This window comes from Hymenobacter puniceus (assembly GCF_014333525.1).
GTDB lineage: Bacteria > Bacteroidota > Bacteroidia > Cytophagales > Hymenobacteraceae > Hymenobacter.
The window spans coordinates 245,545-265,738 of the sequence record NZ_JACSCX010000007.1; the positions used below are offsets into that span (position 1 = coordinate 245,545).

At 60.2% G+C, this 20,194-nt stretch carries 18 protein-coding genes; 15 read left to right on the plus strand and 3 right to left on the minus strand.

The annotated features are described in order from the left end of the window. Positions 1–56 precede the first annotated feature (56 nt). The gene (recF, locus tag H8B14_RS18205; protein ID WP_187317094.1) at positions 57–1,181 is read right to left on the minus strand and encodes a DNA replication/repair protein RecF; all 1,125 of its coding nucleotides are present in this window, start codon (positions 1,179–1,181) and stop codon (positions 57–59) included. A 284-nt stretch (positions 1,182–1,465) separates the two neighbouring features. On the opposite strand from recF, the gene pdhA reads away from it, so the two are divergent. The 12 genes from pdhA to recJ all read left to right on the plus strand — a co-directional run bounded on the left by pdhA (position 1,466) and on the right by recJ (position 16,457). Beyond that, entirely contained in the window at positions 1,466–2,428 is a 963-nt protein-coding gene (gene pdhA, locus H8B14_RS18210; protein ID WP_187317118.1) for a pyruvate dehydrogenase (acetyl-transferring) E1 component subunit alpha, read from the plus strand. A gap of 53 nt (positions 2,429–2,481) precedes the next feature. Beyond that, positions 2,482–3,252: a tetratricopeptide repeat protein gene (locus H8B14_RS18215; protein WP_187317095.1), complete on the plus strand. Its 771-nt coding sequence runs from the start codon at positions 2,482–2,484 to the stop codon at positions 3,250–3,252. Positions 3,253–3,449: 197 nt separating this feature from the next. Then, on the plus strand, positions 3,450–3,926 hold the full coding sequence (ribH, locus tag H8B14_RS18220; RefSeq protein WP_187317096.1) for a 6,7-dimethyl-8-ribityllumazine synthase: 477 nt from the start codon (positions 3,450–3,452) through the stop codon (positions 3,924–3,926). A 243-nt stretch (positions 3,927–4,169) separates the two neighbouring features. After that, entirely contained in the window at positions 4,170–4,553 is a 384-nt protein-coding gene (locus H8B14_RS18225) for a TraR/DksA family transcriptional regulator (protein WP_044015125.1), read from the plus strand. Positions 4,554–4,735: 182 nt separating this feature from the next. Next, positions 4,736–6,733, plus strand: coding sequence for a pseudouridine synthase (locus H8B14_RS18230; protein ID WP_187317097.1), 1,998 nt, complete (start codon positions 4,736–4,738; stop codon positions 6,731–6,733). Positions 6,734–6,906: 173 nt separating this feature from the next. Next, positions 6,907–7,650 (plus strand): type III pantothenate kinase, encoded by a 744-nt coding sequence (locus H8B14_RS18235; RefSeq protein WP_187317098.1) that lies wholly within the window; start codon positions 6,907–6,909, stop codon positions 7,648–7,650. After that, positions 7,637–8,980, plus strand: a complete 1,344-nt coding sequence (locus tag H8B14_RS18240; RefSeq protein WP_187317099.1) for an OmpP1/FadL family transporter — start codon at positions 7,637–7,639, stop codon at positions 8,978–8,980. Before H8B14_RS18235 ends, H8B14_RS18240 begins: the two co-directional genes overlap by 14 nt. A 7-nt stretch (positions 8,981–8,987) precedes the next feature. Further along, positions 8,988–9,578: an LPS export ABC transporter periplasmic protein LptC gene (gene lptC, locus H8B14_RS18245; protein ID WP_187317100.1), complete on the plus strand. Its 591-nt coding sequence runs from the start codon at positions 8,988–8,990 to the stop codon at positions 9,576–9,578. A 10-nt stretch (positions 9,579–9,588) separates the two neighbouring features. After that, on the plus strand, positions 9,589–9,852 hold the full coding sequence (locus H8B14_RS18250) for a hypothetical protein (RefSeq protein WP_187317101.1): 264 nt from the start codon (positions 9,589–9,591) through the stop codon (positions 9,850–9,852). 194 nt (positions 9,853–10,046) lie between these two features. Continuing rightward, positions 10,047–12,167, plus strand: a complete 2,121-nt coding sequence (locus tag H8B14_RS18255) for a peptidylprolyl isomerase (RefSeq protein ID WP_187317102.1) — start codon at positions 10,047–10,049, stop codon at positions 12,165–12,167. A 349-nt stretch (positions 12,168–12,516) separates the two neighbouring features. After that, a complete protein-coding gene (locus H8B14_RS18260; protein WP_187317103.1) occupies positions 12,517–14,325 on the plus strand; it encodes a tetratricopeptide repeat protein in 1,809 nt (602 codons plus the stop codon). 410 nt (positions 14,326–14,735) lie between these two features. Next, the gene (gene recJ / locus H8B14_RS18265) at positions 14,736–16,457 is read left to right on the plus strand and encodes a single-stranded-DNA-specific exonuclease RecJ (RefSeq protein ID WP_187317104.1); all 1,722 of its coding nucleotides are present in this window, start codon (positions 14,736–14,738) and stop codon (positions 16,455–16,457) included. A 22-nt stretch (positions 16,458–16,479) separates the two neighbouring features. On the opposite strand, the gene H8B14_RS18270 is transcribed toward recJ, so the two are convergent. After that, on the minus strand, positions 16,480–16,842 hold the full coding sequence (locus tag H8B14_RS18270) for a DoxX family protein (protein WP_187317105.1): 363 nt from the start codon (positions 16,840–16,842) through the stop codon (positions 16,480–16,482). Between the two features lie 141 nt (positions 16,843–16,983). On the opposite strand from H8B14_RS18270, the gene lptB reads away from it, so the two are divergent. The 3 genes from lptB to H8B14_RS18285 all read left to right on the plus strand — a co-directional run bounded on the left by lptB (position 16,984) and on the right by H8B14_RS18285 (position 19,972). Then, on the plus strand, positions 16,984–17,715 hold the full coding sequence (lptB, locus tag H8B14_RS18275) for an LPS export ABC transporter ATP-binding protein (protein WP_187317106.1): 732 nt from the start codon (positions 16,984–16,986) through the stop codon (positions 17,713–17,715). A 183-nt stretch (positions 17,716–17,898) separates the two neighbouring features. Next, positions 17,899–19,428, plus strand: coding sequence for a GH3 auxin-responsive promoter family protein (locus tag H8B14_RS18280; RefSeq protein WP_187317119.1), 1,530 nt, complete (start codon positions 17,899–17,901; stop codon positions 19,426–19,428). 136 nt (positions 19,429–19,564) lie between these two features. Next, complete coding sequence (locus tag H8B14_RS18285) at positions 19,565–19,972, plus strand: toxin-antitoxin system YwqK family antitoxin (RefSeq protein ID WP_187317107.1); 408 nt, start codon at positions 19,565–19,567, stop codon at positions 19,970–19,972. 15 nt (positions 19,973–19,987) lie between these two features. On the opposite strand, the gene H8B14_RS20930 is transcribed toward H8B14_RS18285, so the two are convergent. Then, positions 19,988–20,194: hypothetical protein (locus H8B14_RS20930; RefSeq protein WP_222840641.1), on the minus strand; the 207-nt coding region annotated here is incomplete at its 5' end.

A 20,194-nucleotide genomic window follows, 5' to 3' on the forward strand; every position in this document is an offset into this window, starting at 1 on the left:
GGCAGACTATGTTAAAGCACAAGGCTGCTCCCAAAGGTACAACGCCCTGGCATTGCTTACACCGCCCGCACGGTGCCAGCCTCCACCCGAAAACGATTAATCTGCTCGGTGATGCTGGCCAGCGCCAGATCAGTCCGGTCGAGGTGAGTATCGGTGAGGAAAATCTGCCCGAAGGTGTGGTCGGCGACTAGCTGAAGCAGCCGCACAATACGCTTCTCATCCAGCCGGTCGAAAATATCGTCGAGCAGGAGTAGGGGCTTTTGCTGATTGCGTGCTGCCAGGATTTCAAACTGCGCGAGCTTGAGCGCAATGACGTAGGACTTCTGCTGACCCTGCGAGCCGTAGCTTTTCACCGGCAGCCCATCCATCAGAAACACGAAGTCGTCTTTATGCGGGCCGGCGGTGGTGCGCTGCAGCGTAAGGTCTTTGCGCTCCTGCACCCGGAGCAGCTTGGCAAAATTGGCTTCCGGCAGCTCACTCTTATAGGTTAACGTCACCTGCTCGCGGCTGTCGGCCAGCAGTTGGTAGTGGCGCTGAAAGAGTGGCTCGAAGTCCAGCAGGAATTGCTGGCGGGCCGCTACCAGCTGCAGGCCAAGCGGCACCAGCTGCTCATCCAGGACCAGCAGGTAGTCCCGGTCGTAGCCACCCGAGCGCTCGGCAGCCAGCTTGAGTAAGGAGTTGCGCTGCCGCAGAACGTGGTTGTAGGAAATCAGCAGCTCCAGATAGGAATGGTCGAGCTGTGACATGAGGCTGTCGAAGTACTTGCGCCGCTCCTCGCTACCCTGCCGGATCAGGTCGGTATCATAAGGCGAAATGAGCACGGCCGGGTAGCGGCCGATGTGGTCGGCTATCCGCTCGTAGGGTTGCTTGTTGCGTGACACCGCTTTTTTCTGCCCCGCCCGCAAGCTCACCTGAATGGCCTCCGACTCTGTTGCTGGAGCTTCCGGGTCTGGATGCTGAAAGCGGCCTTTGACCACGAAGAACTCTTCACCCTGCTTGATACTTTGCGCATCAGCCGAGGTGAAGGCACTCTTAGTAAGGGAAAGGTAGTGGATGGCATCAAGCAGGTTGGTCTTGCCGCTACCATTGTCGCCGATAAAGCAATTGATGCGCGGCGACAGGCGCAAATTCGCTTCATCGTAGTTTTTAAAGAACAGTAGCTGCAGGCTTTCCAGTATCATGCGCGGGGTTCGGAATTGCAATCATTTTACGTACTTTCGCATCCCAAACGCGAACAACTGAAAGCAACATGGCGGAGACGAAAGTAAAGGCTGCCCCCAAGGCTTCCAACTCGGCAAAGAAAACGCCGACCCAGAAGGCCGTGGCCAAAAGTGACGCGGTTACCAAAACGGTAACTCAGCCGGATCCGGTGCTGCCGCCCGCCAATGGCGCGGCTCCTGCCGATACGAAGAAAAGCGGCAAAGCGGCGAAAGCAGCCAAGCCCAAGTTTTCTAAAGAGACGTACATGCGCTGGTATGAGCAGATGCAGCTCATGCGCAAGTTTGAAGAGAAGGCTGGCCAGCTCTACGGGCAGCAGAAGATCAAAGGCTTCTGCCACCTGTACATCGGGCAGGAAGCCTGTGCCGCCGGTGCCGCCTCGGCCCTGACCAAGTCCGATAAGTGGATCACGGCATACCGCGACCATGCGCACCCGCTGGCGCTGGGCACCTCGCCCGACGCCATCATGGCGGAGTTGTACGCCAAGGCTACAGGCTGCTCGAAAGGCAAAGGCGGCTCGATGCACATCTTCGATAAAGAAGTGAACTTCATCGGCGGCCACGGCATCGTGGGCGCGCAGGTGCCCATGGGTGCTGGCATTGCCTTCGCCGAGAAGTACAACAAGACCGGCAACCTGTGCATCTGCTACATGGGCGACGGCGCCGTGCGCCAGGGCGCTCTGCACGAAGCCTTCAACATGGCCATGCTCTGGAAACTGCCCGTCATCTTCGTGGTAGAAAACAACGGCTACGCCATGGGAACTTCGGTGCAGCGGACCTCTAATGTTACGGAGCTCTATCACATCGGCCGTGGCTATGACATGCCGTCGGAGCCGGTGAACGGCATGAGCGTGGAAGATGTGCACGACGCCGTGGCACGTGCCGCCGAGCGTGCCCGCGCCGGTGAAGGCCCCACGTTCCTGGAGTTTAAAACCTACCGCTACAAAGGTCACTCGATGAGTGACCCGGCCAAGTACCGCACCAAAGACGAGTTGGAAGACTACCGCTCGCGCGACGTCATCGAATCGGTCCGCCACACCATCCTCACCAACAACATGGCCACTGAGGAAGACCTTGCGGCTATTGATGAGAAGATCAAGGCGCAGGTGCTGCAGTCGGTGGAATTTGCCGAAACGTCTCCTTATCCCACTGCCGACGAGCTTTACAAAGACGTGTACGTGCAGCAGGACTACCCTTACATTCGCGACTAGTTCCGCCGCGAACCTGTCCGCAGGTTCCGGTCTTCGTTTTCCAGTTACTTCTCATGTCGAAGATTCCATACACGGGTAAGACACCCGGCGCCCGTCAGCCCCAGCAGCCTGTATCGGCCGATCCGCTAGGACAAGAAACCTATGCCACGGAGCACCCGATGCTGGAAGATCCGGACGCACTGGCCGTACGCCTGGCCGATTCGGAAGACTTCCTGCGCCGCAACAAAAACGTGTTGCTTGGTTTGCTGACGGTAGTGGTGCTGGCCGTGGTAGGGGCATTTGCCTTCTACACTTGGCGGGCTTCGCAGGATACTAAGGCGCAGGCCGTGATGTTCCAGGCTGTGAACTACTGGGAAGCCGACTCGCTGCAAAAGGCCATGAAAGGCGACGGCCAGAACCCCGGTCTGGAAACCGTAGCCAACGAGTACAGCGGCACGAAGGCTGGCAACCTGGCCAACTTCTACGCCGGTGTGGCTGCCCTCAAGCAGGGCCAGTATAAAGCCGCTGCCGACTACCTCGAAGACTTCTCCTCCGACGACCTGCTAGTGCAGGCCCGTGCCTACTCGCTGCTCGGTGACGCCAACCTGGAACTCAACAAGCCCCAGGAAGCTGCCGACTTTTACAGCAAGGCCGCAAACCACAACGCCAACGAGCAATTCACACCGGTATACCTGCTGAAGGAAGCCACCGCGCGTGAGCTGGCCAAGGACACGGAAGGCGCCATAAAAGCCTACGACCGGATCATCACCGAGTACCCGACCTCGTTTGAAGTGAACGAAGCCCGCCAGTACAAAGCCCGCGTGGAAGCCCTAAGCGGCAAGTAGAATCGCAGATTGTGCAGATGTATGGATTCCGCAGAGTAAGAGAGAAAGGACGGTCTGATGCCGTCCTTTCTTTTTTCATACTCACTGAGCGGCTCCAAGCATTCTGCGTTCCTGCATCTTCATTCCCAAGGCCATTAGGTGGCTACCCACCATCTGCATCTGTGTAATCAACTTTAATCTGCAACATCTGCGATTATATGGCAACTGCCCTCAAGAACCTGAGCGACTACAACTCCGACCACTTCATCGACATTTCTGACAAGCGGTTTGGGCTGGTGGTGGCCGAATGGAACCGTGAGATAACCGACACCCTGGCCCAGGGCGCTTACGACACGCTAATCAAGCACGGCGCCAAGGAGGAGAACATCTTTCGCAACACCGTGCCCGGCAGCTTCGAGCTGACGCTGGGCGCGCAGTTACTGGCCCAGCACGAGCAGATTGATGCTGTCATATGCCTGGGGGTGGTTATTCAGGGCGAAACCAAGCACGACGACTACATCTGCCACGCCGTAGCCAGTGGCATCACCAACGTAGCCATCAAATTCAACAAACCGGTCATCTTCGGGCTCGTAACCACCAATACGCTAGAGCAAGCCTGGGACCGGGCCGGTGGCAAGCACGGCAACAAAGGTGTGGAAGGCGCCGTGGCAGCCATCCATATGTTAAGCTTCTGAGGTCACGATACCAAAAAGGCCGAAAACAGTCGGGCACTAAATGATTGTCAGACAAAAGCGTAGCTTTGCGCCCGAAAAAGGCGGGTGTCCTGTTATCATTCAGCAGATAACGGCTGAGCTTGCGTCTGGGATAAACTAATTCCGATATGCGTCTGTTAGCGCAAACACGCAGACCAGGCTCCACTACCTTTTGTAGCAGCATCTTCTCTCTCCCATCTTTAGTTTACTTTTTCTGACCCCGACATGAGTGACGAAACCATACGCTATTCCAGAGAGGATTTGGCCGAGTTTGAGCAAATCATTCAGGATAAGCTGACCGCCGCCCGCAAAGAAGTGTCCTTCATCAAGGAGACCCTGAGCCGCAAAAACGACTCGGGTACCGATAATACCGCCTCATCCAGCAAAGTGCTGGAAGACGGTGCCGATACGGCCGAGAAGGAGAGCCTCAACCAACTGGCCTCGCGCCAGATGAAGTTCATCCAGCAGCTCGAAAATGCGCTGGTTCGCATCAAGAACGGCACCTATGGCGTGTGCATTGGCACCGGCAAGCTGATTCCGAAGGAGCGGCTACGCGCCGTACCGCACACCCAGCATTCGATTGAAGCTAAAATGGCCCGTCGCGATTAGTTCCGACGGTTGTAGTACCAGCGCCCGGGTTTGCGGCCAACCTTCCTTTAACAGGAAGTAAGGCTGTGAATCCGGGCACTGTTTTCTGACTGGGTTAGTTGTTATCGGAACCCAATCGGTTATCTTCCTGATACACCTGTTTTCACCCGTACCGTAGCGATACGGCACTCATCCTTGCAACCATGGGCAAGAAGCACAATTCCGGCAATCCGGCTGGCGGCCGCGGCCGCTCCGACCGTCCTTCCAGCAGCGCTGGTGGGTCAGGCTTTTATCAAAAATTCTCCGCTCCGCGCGGTGCGGGCAGTGGCTCCGCCGGCGAAAGCCGCCCACCACGCTTCGGCGGCGACCGGGACCGTTCCGGGGGCCGCTCTGGCGATGCACCACGCGGCGATTATTCCGCTCGTCCTTCCTTCGGGCGCGGACCTGCTGACCGCACTGGCGGCAGCGGTTTTGGTGGCCCCAAGAAATTTAACAGTGGCGGCGGCAGCATTGGCCGCAGCAATGAAGGCGGATTCGGCGGCAACTCCCGCTCCCGCGATACCAACGGTGGCGACAGCCGCTCTTTTGGCAACCGCCCTACGGGGGGGCGCGACTTCGACCGGGGCGGTTCGCGCCGGGAAGACAATCGGAGTGGTGGCTTCGGCGCTTCTCGCGGTAACTCTGACGACCGCCGCAGTGGTAGTTTCGGAGGTGGCGGCAACCGCCGCGACGATGACCGCCGTGGTGGTTTTGATGCAGCACCACGCCGCGACAACAATGAACGCCCTGTGCAGCCGTTTGAGCCGCGCAAAACATGGGACGGGCAGCCGTACCGGCAGGAGGGCCGCCCTGCTGTGCCCCGTGGCACCGCCGGCGAGCGGAACCGCAAGTTTGTGAAAGCTGACCCCAACCAGCCAGCTGCCTCTACCGGCTACACGCCGCGCCCGGCGGCCGCGGAGCCGACACCGCGCCCCGACGACCCCAACGACCAGGGTCCCGACCGTGCTATTCGTCCGGCCCGGCCTTTTGATTTCCGTAGCCGCCCCGAGGGCCTCGACAACGAGCGTCCGGCAGGCTCGCGCGTGGAACGCTCAGAGCGTGGTTCCGACTTCAGTGACCGGCCGCGTGGTGCCTTTGAGGATCGTCGGGATTCGGGTTTCAAACCTCGCAGTACCGGCGAGCGTCCGGCTTTCGGCAACCGCAGCTTCAACGACCGTAAGGAAGGTGGCTTCGGCAACCGGGATGCTTCCGACCGCCGCGAGTCTAGCCGGGGCGCCTCGAATGCTGATCGCGACGCCCGTCCGTATGGCGCGCGCCCCGAGCGGGCGGCGCCCAAGCGCTTCGGCCACGATGCCGCCACGCCCAACCGCGCCGACAAGCTGAAGCGCGGCGAAGTGGCCGGCCAGGCCCCCGACTACAAAAACCTCAAACACTACGAGGACGACAAAAGCCGCGGCAACAAGCGCCGCCGCGAAGAGGAAGACGAGAAAGGCGACGAGCTGCGCCTGAACCGCTACATCGCCAACGCGGGTGTTTGCTCGCGCCGTGAGGCTGACTCGCTGATTGCGGCCGGCGAAATCAAGGTGAACGGCGAAGTGGTGACGGAAATGGGCTACAAAGTGCAGCCGACCGACACCGTGCAGTACGGTAAAACCAACCTCAACCGTGAGAAGCTGGTGTACGTGCTGCTCAACAAGCCCAAAGATACCATCACGACCACCGAGGACCCCGAAGGCCGCCGGACGGTGATGGATCTGGTGAAGGAGTCGTCGAAGGAGCGCATCTTCCCGGTGGGCCGCCTCGACCGCAACACCACGGGTTTGCTGCTGTTTACCAACGATGGTGAGGTAGCGCAGAAACTCTCGCACCCTTCGCACCGCAACAAGAAGATCTACCAGGCCGAGCTGGATAAGCCTCTCACCGAGGAGCATCTGGGCATGATTGCGGCTGGCATTGAGCTGGAAGACGGCAAAGCTGAAGTGGACGATGTAGCCGTAGTAGCTGGCAACCCACACTTTGTGGGCATTGAAATCCACATCGGGCGGAACCGCATCGTGCGCCGCATCTTCGAGCACCTCGGCTACGACGTGGTGTCGCTGGACCGGGTGCAGTACGCGGGCCTCACCAAAAAGGACCTGCCGCGCGGCAAGTGGCGCTTCCTTAATGAGAAGGAAGTGATTCGCCTGAAGTATTTCATGTAATACGCAACCGCCGACCGGCGGTGTGGCTCTTAGTGGCGGGATGAGGCGCAAACGATAGGAGAGAGGGAGGGATTTTGCCGGTACTAGCTACCTGGCTCAACTGCCCGCCTCCACTCTTTCGGTGCGCCTCGTCCCGCCACTTTTTGGTTGTTCACCTTTCACGCTTACCTGACTTGCGCACGTTTGCCCTTGATATTGGGAATACGGCCGTGAAATACGGCTGCTTCGACGGGCCCATGCTGCTGGAAACGGCCACCGGCCAGACGGCGGCGCAGGTGATGGCCGCCGTGGAGCGGCTGCAGCCGCTCCACGCCATTGTGGCCTCGGTGGCAGAGCCTACCGCCGACTGGGCTGCTACGCTGGGCCAGCGGCTGCCAGGCACAATCTTGGAATTCAACCCCGCCACCACGCCGCTACCGCTGCGCAACGCCTACGCCACCCCGCACACGCTAGGTGCCGACCGGTTGGCAGCGGCGGTGGGCGCGGCCTGGCTTCGGCCCAACCAGCACACGCTGATTGTGGATGCCGGTACGGCCATCAAGTGCGACTTGGTGGAAGGTGGGCACACGTTTCGGGGAGGCAGTATTGCGCCGGGCTTACACATGCGTTTTCGGGCTTTGCATACGTTTACCGGACGCCTGCCGCTGGTGGAAATTCCCCCTGACAGCGCGGCTCCAATACCTCTCACCGGCGACGATACCACCTCGGCCATCCGGAGTGGCGTGCTTAATGGGGCCGTGGCCGAAGTGAACGGCTTCATTGCCAGCTATCAGGCGCAGTATCCGTGGCTTGGCGTGGTGCTGGCGGGCGGCGATGCTGCTTTTTTCCAACCCCGGCTGAAAGGCCCTATCTTTGGCATTCCGGAGCTCGTGCTGATTGGGCTCCACCGTATATTGGCATACAATGTTGAACTCTAAATACGCCGGGCTGCTGGGCCTAACGCTGCTGAGCCTTGGGGCTGCCACGCGCGGCCAGGGCCAGGGCCTGGGCAATTCCCCTTATTCCCGCCTCGGGCTGGGCGACACGTACTTCAACGCGGGCGGCGTCCGGCAGATGGGCATGGGTGGCGTCGGGATTGCGGCGCCCAACGGCACTCAGGTAAACGACCTGAACCCGGCGCTGCTCTACTACATGAACCGCACGACATGGGAGTTCACAGCCATCGGGCAGTACAAAACCATCGAAAACAACCAGACCTCACAGAAGACAGGTACTGGCAAGCTTAACTATCTGGCGCTGGCCATTCCGCTTTCCAGTCGCTGGGGTGCTGCTGTGGGCCTCAAGCCCTTCAGTTCCGTTGATTTCGAATCGGTGGAAGCACAGCGCGTCAACAACGACCCCACGCTGGCGCAGGTGGTGAAGCAGTACCGTGGCGAAGGCGAGTTGTCGGAAGCCTACATTGCGCAGGGCGTGCGGGTCGCCAAAGGACTTTCGGTGGGCGTAGTAGCGTCTTACGTGTTTGGCAGCATCGACGTGAGCACCGGTACGCAGGTGGTACCTGATGAAGTAACGGCCAACGATGCGCTGGAAAGAACCGTCCTGCTCGACCATATCCACTACTCCGACTTCAAGTTTCGGGGCGGTGCACACTACCGTAGCAAGCTCAACAGTACCGTCAACTACAACCTGGGCGCGGCCTACAGCTTCCAGACCCAGCTGAACGGCGAACGGGACCTGACTCTGAACCGTCAGGCGTTTGCCGGCAACCAAGTGGAAAGCCTCGTGCTGGAAAGTGGTGAAGGCTCGGCCAACCTACCAGCGCTGGCGCAGTTCGGGGCCAGCCTCGACAACAACAAGAACTGGTCGGTGAGCGTGGACGCGGCCAACCAGCAATGGTCGAAGTTCCGGGCGTTCAATGAGCGTGGCGGTACGGTAGGTGTGCCCCTGAGCAACACGTGGCGCGCGGCCCTGGGGGGCGAGTTTGCCCCCGACCCAACTTCTGTAGACAAATACTTCCGGCGCGTAACGTACCGGGCCGGCGTATCGGTGGCTGAAATGCCGTACCGCCCCGGCGGCCAAGTGCTCTACGACCGGGCCGTGAGCTGGGGCTTCTCGTTCCCGGTTTCGGCCTCGCCGCTCGATGCTACCACGCTCAACATGGGCTTCACCTACGGCCGCCGCGGCAACACCGACGTGCAGCAGCTGAGCAGCGGCGCTACCGAGCGCAACATTCAGGAAACATACATCCGTGCCCAGGTAGGTATCTCGCTCAACAACCGCTGGTTTATCAAGCGCCGCATTGAATAAGCTTTCCATGGCTGCGTACTCGTTTCTGGTTTCTGGCCGGCTGGGGCTGGTGGCGCTGCTGGTCGCCGGCGTGGCGGCAGCGGGCTGCCAGAAAAAAGACCCCACGGCCAGCAAAAAAGAGGTGGAATACAAGGGCCCGCTGCTGGAAACCACCAACGTGCTGACGCTCTACAGCGACTCGGCCAAGCTGCAGATCAAGTACACGGCCCCACTGGAGCAGCAGTTCGAAAGCGGCGACAAGCTTTACCCCAAGGGTATTGACGTGACGTTCTACTCGGAAGGTGGCACCAAGGTGCTCAACACGCTGCGCGGCAACTACGGCCGCTACGATAAGGCCAAAAACCTGTATTTCATCCGAGGCGACGTGCGCGTGAGCAACGTGGAGAAGCAGCAGTCGATGAAAACCGAGGAGATGTACTTCGATCAGAACAAGCAGCTGATCTACAACGACACCACCCAGCTCGTGCGCATTCAGACGCCCACCGAGGTACTGACCGGCTACGGCCTCACGGCCAACCAGGACTTTTCGCGCTACACCATTCTCAAGCCGGAGGGCGTGTTCACCATCGACCAGGCCGCCACGCAGCCGGCGCAATAACCTTCCCTGTATGAAACGCTTCTGGAGTCCCGGCCTCGGGCGTACCATCCTGTTTTCGCTGGCCGTGGTGTCATTTGTCATCGGCACCTACGAAACCGTCAGCCGCTACAACGACAAAAATGCCCTGCGCGACAACTACTGGCTGTTCATGGTGTCGTTTTCGTGCGTAATGCTCTACCGCTACCTCAAGCCGGAGCCCGAGCCCAAGCCGCCCACCAAACAGCCGCCCCAAGCGCCTGCCAAGCCCGTGCCTCGCAACAAGCGGCGCGGCTAACAACAAATAGCCTCAATCCGGAAACAGCCTGCCGCCCTGCACTTGCGCAGGCTGGCAGGCTGTTTTGGCCTGATAGGCTACCCTTCACTGACTCACCGGATTACCCAATCGGCCCACCAACTTTGATTCTCCCGCGGATTCTGGTTATTTTGCGCCTCTTTCCGCTTTTCCAAACTGCGCTTTTTTACAAGTAGATGGCATTAATCAACACGATTCGAGAAAAATCAGGCTGGGCCGTGGGCGTCGTAGCTGTCGGCATGGTGCTATTTATCGTGGGTGGCGACCTGGTGGGCGGCAACAGCAAGCTTTTCAACCGCGACCAAACCGTGGTGGGCGAAGTGGCCGGCGAGAAAGTGGAACTGGCTGATTTCAACAACAGCCTCGAACAGGCCAAGCAGAGCTTCATTCAGCAGCAGGGCCGCCAGCCCGACGAGCAGACGATGGGCTACCTGCGCGACCAGGCCTGGAACCAAACCATCTACCGCATTGCCTTCCAGAAAGAGTTTGACAAGCTGGGTTTGGCTGTTTCCGATGACGAGCTGACCGACATGGTGCAGGGCAAGAACATTCACCCCAGCATCCGCCAGGCTTTCACTGACCAGCAGACTGGTCAGTTTGACCGCGCCAAGATTATTCAGTACCTGCAGGGCCTCGACAAGCTGCCGCCTGATGCGCAGGCTGCCTGGCGCAACTTCGAAGCCAACCTCGGCCCCGAGCGGATCGGCCAGAAGTACAACAACCTGCTCAAGCTAAGCACCTACGTGACATCGGCCGAAGCCAAGCGCTTCGACGAAGACCAGAACACCCGCGCTTCCATGCGCTACCTGTTTGTGCCCTACTTCTCCATCTCCGATTCGGCGGTGAAAGTAACCGACAGCCAGCTGCAGGCCTACCTCGATAAGAACAAGGGCCGCTACAAAGTGGAAGATGGCCGCACTATCGAGTACGTGAGCATCCCGGTAACGGCCTCCGTTGAAGACAGCACGGCCGCCCGCCAGGCCGTAGACCAGCTAACCACGCAGTTTGCCTCGGCCCCGAACGACTCGCTGTTTGTGAAGCTCAACTCCGACCAGCCCTACAGCGCCGCTTACCTGTCGCCGGCCGATATGCCGGAGAAGCTGCGCCAGCAGCTACCACTCACGGTAGGCAAAGTGTACGGCCCGTTCTCGGAGAATGGCACCACCAGCCTCTTCAAAGTAACTGGTGCTAAAGCCGGCGCTCAGGCCGCCGCCCGCGCCAGCCACATCCTCATCAAGCCCGAAGGCACCACGCCCGAGGCTGATGCGGCGGCCAAAGTGAAAGCCACCGACATCCTCAACAAAATCAAGAACGGCGCTGACTTCGCGGCCCTGGCCCGCCAGTTCGGTACCGACGGCACCACCGCCACCGGCGGCGACCTTGGCTGGTTCCAGCAGGGCCGCATGGTGCCGGAGTTCGAGAAAGCCGTGTTTGGTGCTACCTCAGCCGGCTTGCTGCCCAACCTCGTGAAAACGTCGTTCGGCTACCACATTGTAAAAATCACCGCTCCTAAAACCAGCCAGACCTATCAGGTGGCTGCGGTGCAGAAGCGCATTGCTCCTTCGGAAGCTACCAACGAAGCGGCCTACGCCAAGGCGCAGGCCCTGAAAGGCGAGATTACCGATTTGGAGTCGTTCCGCAAGGTCGTAGCCAAAGACAAAACCCTGCAGAAGCAGGAAGCCAAAGGCCTCGGCCGCGGCGAGCGGGCCGTAAACAACTTGCAGAATGCACGCGAACTAGTGCGCTGGGCCTACGGTACAAATGGTAAGGAAACGGCCGTCGGCGACGTATCGGAGGTGTTTGATATGGGCGACCAGTACGTTATTGCCGTTCTGACCGGCGAGCGGAGCAAAGGCACTGCCGACGTGGCCAGCTTGAAGCCCGAGCTGGAAGCTGCTGTACGCAACGAAGAGAAGGCCAAGCAAATCATGGCGAAGCTGCAGGGCAAGACCGGCACGCTGGAGCAGATTGCCGCCACCTATGGCGCACAGGCGCAGGTGAAAACGGCCAATGGTGTGGTCTTGGGTTCCGGTACCATTCCGGGTCTGGGCGCCGAGCCGCTGGCCGTGGGCAAAGTATTCGGCCTGAAAGCCGGGCAGAAGTCGGCCCCCATTCAGGGTGAGCAGGGCGTGCTGATTGTGGAGCCAGTGAGCGTGCAGAAGCCTGCTGCTACCGCCGACGTAGCCGCCATCAAGAAGCAGCTGCTGGCTCAGCGCCAGAACCGCGCCGATGGCCTCATCTACGAAGCGGTGAAAGCCAACGCCAATATCAAGGACCAGCGCAACAAGTTCTTCTAAACCACGTCTTTTGTCGCAGACAAACAGCAAAGCCGCTCCTTCGGGGGCGGCTTTTTTTGTGGGTTACCACTGCGCAAACAAGAACGTCATGCCTCATCTGGCGTCCGCTTGTCGAAGCTTGTCGAAGCATTTCTACCGCTTCGTTGCTTAGAAATCCAGTCAGTAGTAGCGCGAACTTTGTATTTCGCGCCTTTGTGCCGTTTGCATGGTTGTAACGGCGCGGAGACGCGAACTACAAAGTTCGCACTACTGCTCCACCGGACGCATCGTCCAGCTAATCCACTGTTTTCCTGCTTATCTTGAAATGAATCTGGCCGCCGGGCCGTTGCTGCTGAATATGCCTAGTCCTATGCGTCGTTTCCGTCCTGTACTGTTCTCGTTTCTGCTGCTTGCCGCGGCGCCGCTGCAGGCCCAGCAGGAGAGTGGCAATATCTCGCTGGCCAAAGAGTACACCCGCAAAGGGGAGCACGAAAAAGCCGCGTTCCTATACGCCAAACTGCCTACCGATGCCCAGCTGGCCTCCAACGTGCTGCCAGATTACCTGGAAACCCTGCAGCAGCTCAAGCGCTACAAAGACGCCGAAAAGCTGGTGAAACGAGCTCAGAAAGTACATCCGGAAGAGTTCTACGGGGTAACGCTGGGCGCGGTGTACGCCGCCGCTGGCGACCAGGCCGGCGCCACCAAGCAATACGAGCGGGTGCTGAGCCAGCTGACGGCCCAGCAGGTGCTGCCTGTAGCTGCCGAGTTTCAGCGCCGCCAGCTGCCCGAGTGGGCCGAGAAAACGTATCTGCGCGGCCGGGCCCTGGCCAAAAACGACACCGAATACGGTCCGCAACTCATCCAGTTCTACACCCAAAGCGGCAACTCCGAGCGCCTGATGGCTGAAACCCTACGTCTTGTGCAGGACGATGAACAGCAGCTGCCCTTCGTGCGCAACATGCTGCAGAACTCGCTGCAGGACGAAAAAGGCTTCGATGCGCTGGAACGTGAGCTGCTGAGCAGCGTGCAGAAAAACCCCGAACGCACCGTATACAGCGAGTTGCTGCTGTGGCTGCAGGTGCAGCGCCGCGACTTCACGGGTGCGCTGGTACAGGCCAAGGCGCTGGACCGCCGCGGCCGCACCGAGGGTAGCCGCGTAATGGAGCTGGCCGCCATTGCCCAGCAAAACAAAGACTACGAAAGCGCCATCAGCGGCTACGAGTACGTGCTGCGCGAGTACCGCAGCGGCCCGTTCTACGCTATGGCTCGGCAGCGGCTGGTGCAGACCCGCGAAGCTCAGGTGCGCGACACTTACCCGATTGAAACCACCAAAATCCGTAGCCTGATAGGGGAGTATCAACAGGTGCTCACGGAACTGGGCCGCACGCCCCAAACGGCGCCGGTGCTGCGCAGCATGGCCGTGCTGCACGCCTTCCAGCTTGATGAGAAGCCCCAGGCCATCAAGCTGCTGCAGGAGGTGATTGATATGCCCCGCGCCAGCCTTGACGTGGTGGACCAGGCCAAGATTGACCTGGCCGATATCTACCTGCTGCGCGCCGAGCCCTGGGAAGCCACGCTGCTGTATTCGCAGGTGGAGAAGTCGCACAAAGACTCGCCGCTGGGCTACGAAGCCAAGCTGCGCAACGCCCGCCTGAGCTACTTCGCCGGCGACTTCAAGCTGGCCAAGAGCCACCTCGACATCCTGAAGGAAGCCACCAGCCGCGAAATTGCCAACGACGCCATGCAGCTCTCGTTGCTCATCACCGACAACACCGCCATGGACACCGCCGGCGTAGCCCTGCGCGACTACGCCGCCGTGGAGCAGCTGGTGTTCCAGAACAAACTGCCGGAAGCGGTGCGCGGCCTCGATGCGCTGCTGCAGAAGTACCCTGGCCACGCGCTGCAGGACGAAGCCTGGCTGCTGAAGGCCCAGCTGCAGCGCCGCACCGGTGACTACAAAGGCGCCGTCGGGACGCTGGAGAAAATCACGGCCAACCCCAAGTACGACGTGCTCAGCGACGACGCGTTGTTCCTGCTGGCCACCATTCAGGAAGACAATCTGCAAGACAAGGAAGCCGCCAAAACGCTTTACAACCAACTAATGGTTAAATACCCTGGCAGCATCTACGTGGCCGAAGCCCGCAAGCACTTCCGCAAGCTGCGCGGCGACAGTTTGTAGCGTAGTAACTGCAGACCGTCATTCCGAGTGCAGCGAGGAATCTCGCTAGTGTGCTAATCCTGTCATGCTGAGCTTGTCGAAGCATCTCTGCCGCTGGCTAACTCCCTGCACTGCAACGAAGCGGTAGAGATGCTTCGGCAAACTCAGCATGACCGTCACACTTAACGTCAGCACGCGATATGCTTCGCTCGCTCTGCATGACGGTCTGACCTATCTGAAAAACAAAAACATCAGCCCCAGGGCCACGATGAAAATCAGGTACATCAGCCCATCGGAGAGGGCGTACTGGCCGTATTTGCGGAAGAACTCACGGAAGCTGGACATGGCGTAAAGGTACGGTGCTGGGGTGGCAGGGCGCGGTTTTCTTTGTACTTTTGAAGATAACGCCTACCCGAGCCGCCCTATTTGTTATGGAAAAACGATGGATTCGCAAGCCAGCCCCCGACGCTGAAAAAGTCCGGCACCTGGCCGACGCCCTGCGCGTTAAGGAAGCCATTGTGGGGCTGCTCTGCCAGCGCGAAGTCTGCAGTTTCGAGGAGGCTCGCGCCTACTTCCGGCCCGACTTGAGCACTCTGCCCGACCCGCTGCTGATGCGCGACATGGACCGCGCTGTGGCCCGCCTGCGCGAAGCCCTGCACGCCGGCCAGAAGGTGCTCGTGTTCGGCGACTACGACGTGGACGGCACCACCTCGGTGGCGCTGGTCTACAGCTTCCTGCTGCCCTATTTCGGCCCGGAGCGTATTGACTACTACATCCCGGACCGCTATAAGGAAGGCTACGGAGTGTCGGAGGCCGGCATTGACTTCGCGGCCGCCAACAACTATTCGTTGATTATTGCCCTGGACTGCGGCGTGAAATCCGTGGATAAGGTAGCCTACGCCAACGAGCGGGGCGTGGATTTCATCATCTGTGACCACCACCTGCCGGGTACTGAACTGCCGGCCGCCGTGGCCGTGCTCGACCCCAAGCGCCAAGACTGCGCCTACCCATTCAAGGAGCTGAGCGGCTGCGGCGTGGGCTTCAAGCTAATGCAGGCCTTCGCCGAAGACCAGGGCCTCGACGAGACGGCGCTTTACGACCTGCTTGATCTGGTAGCTGTGAGCATTGCCGCGGATATCGTGCCGATAGTGGGCGAAAACCGCACGCTAGCCTACCACGGCCTGCGCCTGCTCAATGACCCTCAGCGCCCGCAACGCGCCGGACTCGATGCCTTGCGCGAGCTGGCTGGCCTGCAAACCAGCGAATTGAATATCAGTAGCCTCGTGTTTGGCTTTGCGCCCCGCATCAACGCCGCCGGCCGCATGGGCGACGCCAAACGCTCGGTGGCTATGCTGCTGGCTGGTAGCAAACAGGAGGCCTTCGATAAGGCGGCGGTAGTCGACAAAACCAACCAGGAGCGCCGCGGCTTCGATACCAGCATCACCAAGGAGGCGCTGGATATGATTGAGGCCGACGCGTTGTTCCAGGATGCGCACACCACGGTGCTGTTCAAGCAGGACTGGCACAAGGGCGTGGTGGGCATCGTGGCCTCACGCTGCCTCGACAAGTACTACCGGCCCACCATCATCCTCACCGAAAGCAACGGCAAAGCCACCGGCTCGGCGCGCTCGGTAGCGGGGTTCGATGTGCACCAGGCTATTGAGGAATGCGCCGATTTGCTCGACCAATATGGCGGCCACATGTACGCCGCCGGCCTCACGCTGCCCGTGGAAAACGTGCCTGCTTTCCGTGAGAAGTTCGAGCGAATCGTGGCGGGCCGCATCCGGCCGGAGCAGATGATTCCGCCCGTGGATATTGATGCCGAGCTGCCGCTGAGTGAGGTGACGCGTAGTTTCCATAAGCTGCTGTGCCAGATGGAGCCGTTTGGGCCCGGCAACAGCAACCCCACCTTCATGGCCCGCAACGTGTACGCCGCCCCCGATTCGGCGCGCGTCGTCGGCAATTCGCACCTCAAGCTGGCCCTCACCCAGGACGGCCACCACGTGATAGACGCCATCGGGTTTGGCCTGGCCGAGCACCTGCCCCAGATCCAACAGGGCCAGCCGTTCAACGTGTGCTACACGGTGGAAATCAACGAGTACCGCGGCGTGAAAACCCTGCAGCTCCGCGTGAAGGACATTCGCTGGGAGTAGGGTAGAAGCGTAAGCTTCATCTTTATTTCCGCACCCACCACGCCCAGGCTACCAGCACGGCCTGCAGCGGCAACCGTAGCCACAGCGCCCACATGGGCACTTTCAGGCCGGCGCCGTGGCTTTGCAGCATGTATACGTTGGCCGGAAACACGGCTATCAGCAGCAACACCAGGCCCCAGGCTGCCCAGCGGCGGGTGGCCGGCAGCAGTAAGCCCAGCCCGCCGGCAATTTCGGCGGCCCCACTCAAATACACTAGCAGCAGCGGCGCCGGCAGCCAGGGCGGCACAATACGCACAAACAGGTCCGGCGCTACAAAATGGGTGATGCCGGCTCCTATAAACAGGAAGGCCAGCAGAAAGCAGCTGAAGCGACGGAAACCAGGCATAGCAATAGGGAAGGTGCCCGCACATACGCACTGGCAGAGGCAGCGGCTGAAAGGTTGGGTGCTGGGCATTCATCGGGCCGTTTCCTGCGTTGTAGGGTTGGGCGGTGTCAGGCCGCGCCGCTTCGTTACCTTTGCCGCACGATGATTCTCAGAGCTGAACACCTGGTTAAAAAGTACAAGTCCCGCACGGTCGTCAACGACATGTCGCTGCACGTGGAGCAGGGCGAAATTGTGGGGCTGCTGGGGCCGAACGGGGCCGGCAAAACCACCTCGTTCTATATGACCGTGGGCATGGTGAAGCCGGACGGCGGGCGCGTATTTCTGGACAACCAGGAAATCACGAAGATGCCCATCTACCAGCGCGCCCGCCTCGGCATTGGCTACCTGGCCCAGGAAGCCAGTGTGTTCCGCGACCTGAGCGTGGAAGAAAACATCCTGGCGGTGCTGCAGATGACCAAAATGCCCAAGCAGGAGCAGCTCGATAAGGTAGAATCCCTGCTTAACGAATTCAGCCTCACGCACGTGCGCAAAAACCTGGGCAAGGTGCTGAGCGGCGGTGAGCGGCGCCGCACAGAAATAGCCCGGGCCCTGGCCGTCGACCCCAAATTCGTGCTGCTCGACGAGCCGTTTGCCGGCGTCGACCCCATTGCCACTGAGGAAATTCAGAGCATCGTGGCCCGGCTCAAGCACAAGAACATTGGCATCCTGATTACTGACCACGACGTTAACTCCACGCTCAGCATCGTAGACCGGGCCTATCTGCTTTTCGAGGGCAAGCTGCTGAAAGCCGGCACGGCCGAAGAGCTGGCTGCCGACGAAACCGTCCGCCGCGTGTACCTGGGCAAGAATTTCGAGCTGAAACGCAAGCTGTAAGCGTCGTATAAAACAGGCTTGCATAAGTTGCCCATGCATGTAGGCCGCTGATCTGCACCGGAAAATCCGGCCGAAGCGGATTGGCGGTAGCCCGGACACACGCCGCGCCTGGTCCGCCAGGGCAACCTTGCCAGCTGTAGTGAAGTATGGAAAGCCGCTCGATTTCCTGTTCTATCTGTTCCTCTGCCTGTGATTAACGGCATACTCTCCTGGGCCGTTCAGCGCCGCTTAGCCAGCATCCGCCACTTCCGCGACAACCCGCACGAAGTGCAGCACGCCGTGCTGAAAGAGCTGTTGCAAACGGCGCGTACCACGGAGTGGGGCCGCCGCTACGGTTTCACGGACGGCATCACCGGCTCCGAGTTTGCCCAGCGCGTGCCCGTCAGTAGCTATGAGGAGCTGGTGCCCGACCTGGAGCGGGTGATGCGCGGCGAGGCCGATGTGCTGTGGCCCGGCCGCGTGCAGTGGTTTGCCAAGAGCAGCGGCACCACCAACGCCCGCAGCAAGTATATCCCGGTGACGCGCGAGGCCCTGCACGAGTGCCACTACCGCGCTGGCCGCGACATGGTGGCGCTTTCCACCCTGCACTACCCCGAAGCGCAGCTGCTGGGCGGAAAAACCCTCTCCTTAGGTGGCACGCACACGCCCAACCCGCTACGCCCCGACGACCCCGCTTCCCGGGCCGGCGACGTGTCGGCCGTCATCATGCAGAACCTGCCCACATGGGCCGAGTACATCCGCACGCCGCCGCTGGAGCTGGCGCTGCTGGATGAGTGGGAAGAGAAGATCGAGCGAATTGCGCGCCACGTGCTGCACCAGGATGTACGGGCGCTGGCCGGCGTGCCCACCTGGATGATCGTGCTGCTGCGCCGCGTGACGGAGCTAGCCGGCGCGGCCAATATTACGGAGGTGTGGCCCAATCTGCAGCTGTTTCTGCACGGTGCCGTGGCTTTCGGGCCGTACCGCCAGCTGTTTCGGCAGCTGATTCCGGGCCCGCAGATGCACTATTTGGAAGTCTATAATGCATCCGAAGGCTACCTGGCCCTGCAGGACGAACCCGACTCCGAGGACCTGCTGCTGCTGCTCAACCACGGCATCTACTACGAGTTTCTGCCCGCCGACCAGTGGGACGCCGCCGCGCCGCAAACCGTGCCGCTGCAGGCGGTGGAGCTGGGCAAAAGCTACGCTCTTATCATCAGTACCAACGCGGGTTTATGGCGCTACAAAATTGGGGATACGGTGCGCTTCACGAGCTTGCAGCCCTACCGCATCCGCATCACGGGCCGTACCAAGCACTTCCTGAATGCCTTTGGGGAGGAAGTGGTAGTGGAAAACGCTGAAGCCGCCGTAGCTGCTGCCTGCCAGGCCACAGCCACCACCGTGCGCGACTTCACGGCAGCGCCCATTTACTTCTCGGGCGCTGCCGACAACTCCCGCGGTGGCCACCAGTGGTTGATAGAATTCACGGAACCGCCCCAGGATGCCGCCCGTTTCGCTGCCGTCCTCGACCAGACCCTGCGCCAGCTCAACTCCGACTACGACGCCAAACGCCACCGCGACTTAGCGCTGGCTCCGCCCGCGCTTACTGTGGCCGCACCGGGGCAGTTTGAGCGGTGGCTGGCTCGCCGGGGCAAGCTGGGTGGCCAGCACAAAGTGCCGCGCCTCAGCAACTCCCGCGACCTGCTGGAGGATATTCTGCGGGAAAGTGAGTAGACTGCGCCCCCCCTGTGCTAGTGCATAAGGCTGATAGATTATATCTTAGTTGAAGTAGATTATTGTTAATTCCGGATGCTGTATGCGCTTTGTAATGTCCATTCTGACGTTAAGTATCGCCTTCAGCGGCTGTAAAATGCTGAAAGCTAAAGGACCCATCGGCTTTTGGTCGGAGCACCGTTACGACCACGCCCTGCAGCCTCACGGCCCCTGGCGGAGCTACTACCCAGAGCCGACGGGGCAAATGGCCTCCCGGGAAAGGTTTCGGCACGGTCGTATCGTGGGAACGTCCCGCTTCTACAGTCCTAATGGCACGCTAGAGCGCCAAGAGGTGTACGCCCGCACGTCGCCGGGACTGATGCGCATCACGTATTTCCACCCCAGCGGCCGTATCTGGCGCACCGGACAGGCGCGCATAGTAGCCGAGCCTGACGGTTCTCACTTCTACTGGTTTGGCGAATGGCCGGTATACTCGGCCACCGGCCGGGCCGAAAAGATGGAATACTACGAAGCCGGCAAGCTGTTGCGCGTGAAATTGCTGTGAGTAGTTTTCGCTATCCTAGCCAGCATATACAGTACGGCTGCTATGTGACGCAAAATGGCACAGCATCATCCGTGGCAGAAGCACCGCCATAAGTACTTGTCCGGCCCAAAGTGTAAACATTAAGGTGTCATAAACTGGGCAATTACTGTATTTTCGGCCGCTCTTTTCCCGGTTTCCGTTGCTCGTATGGTTTTCAGCAGTCCGCTCTTTCTGTTCTATTTC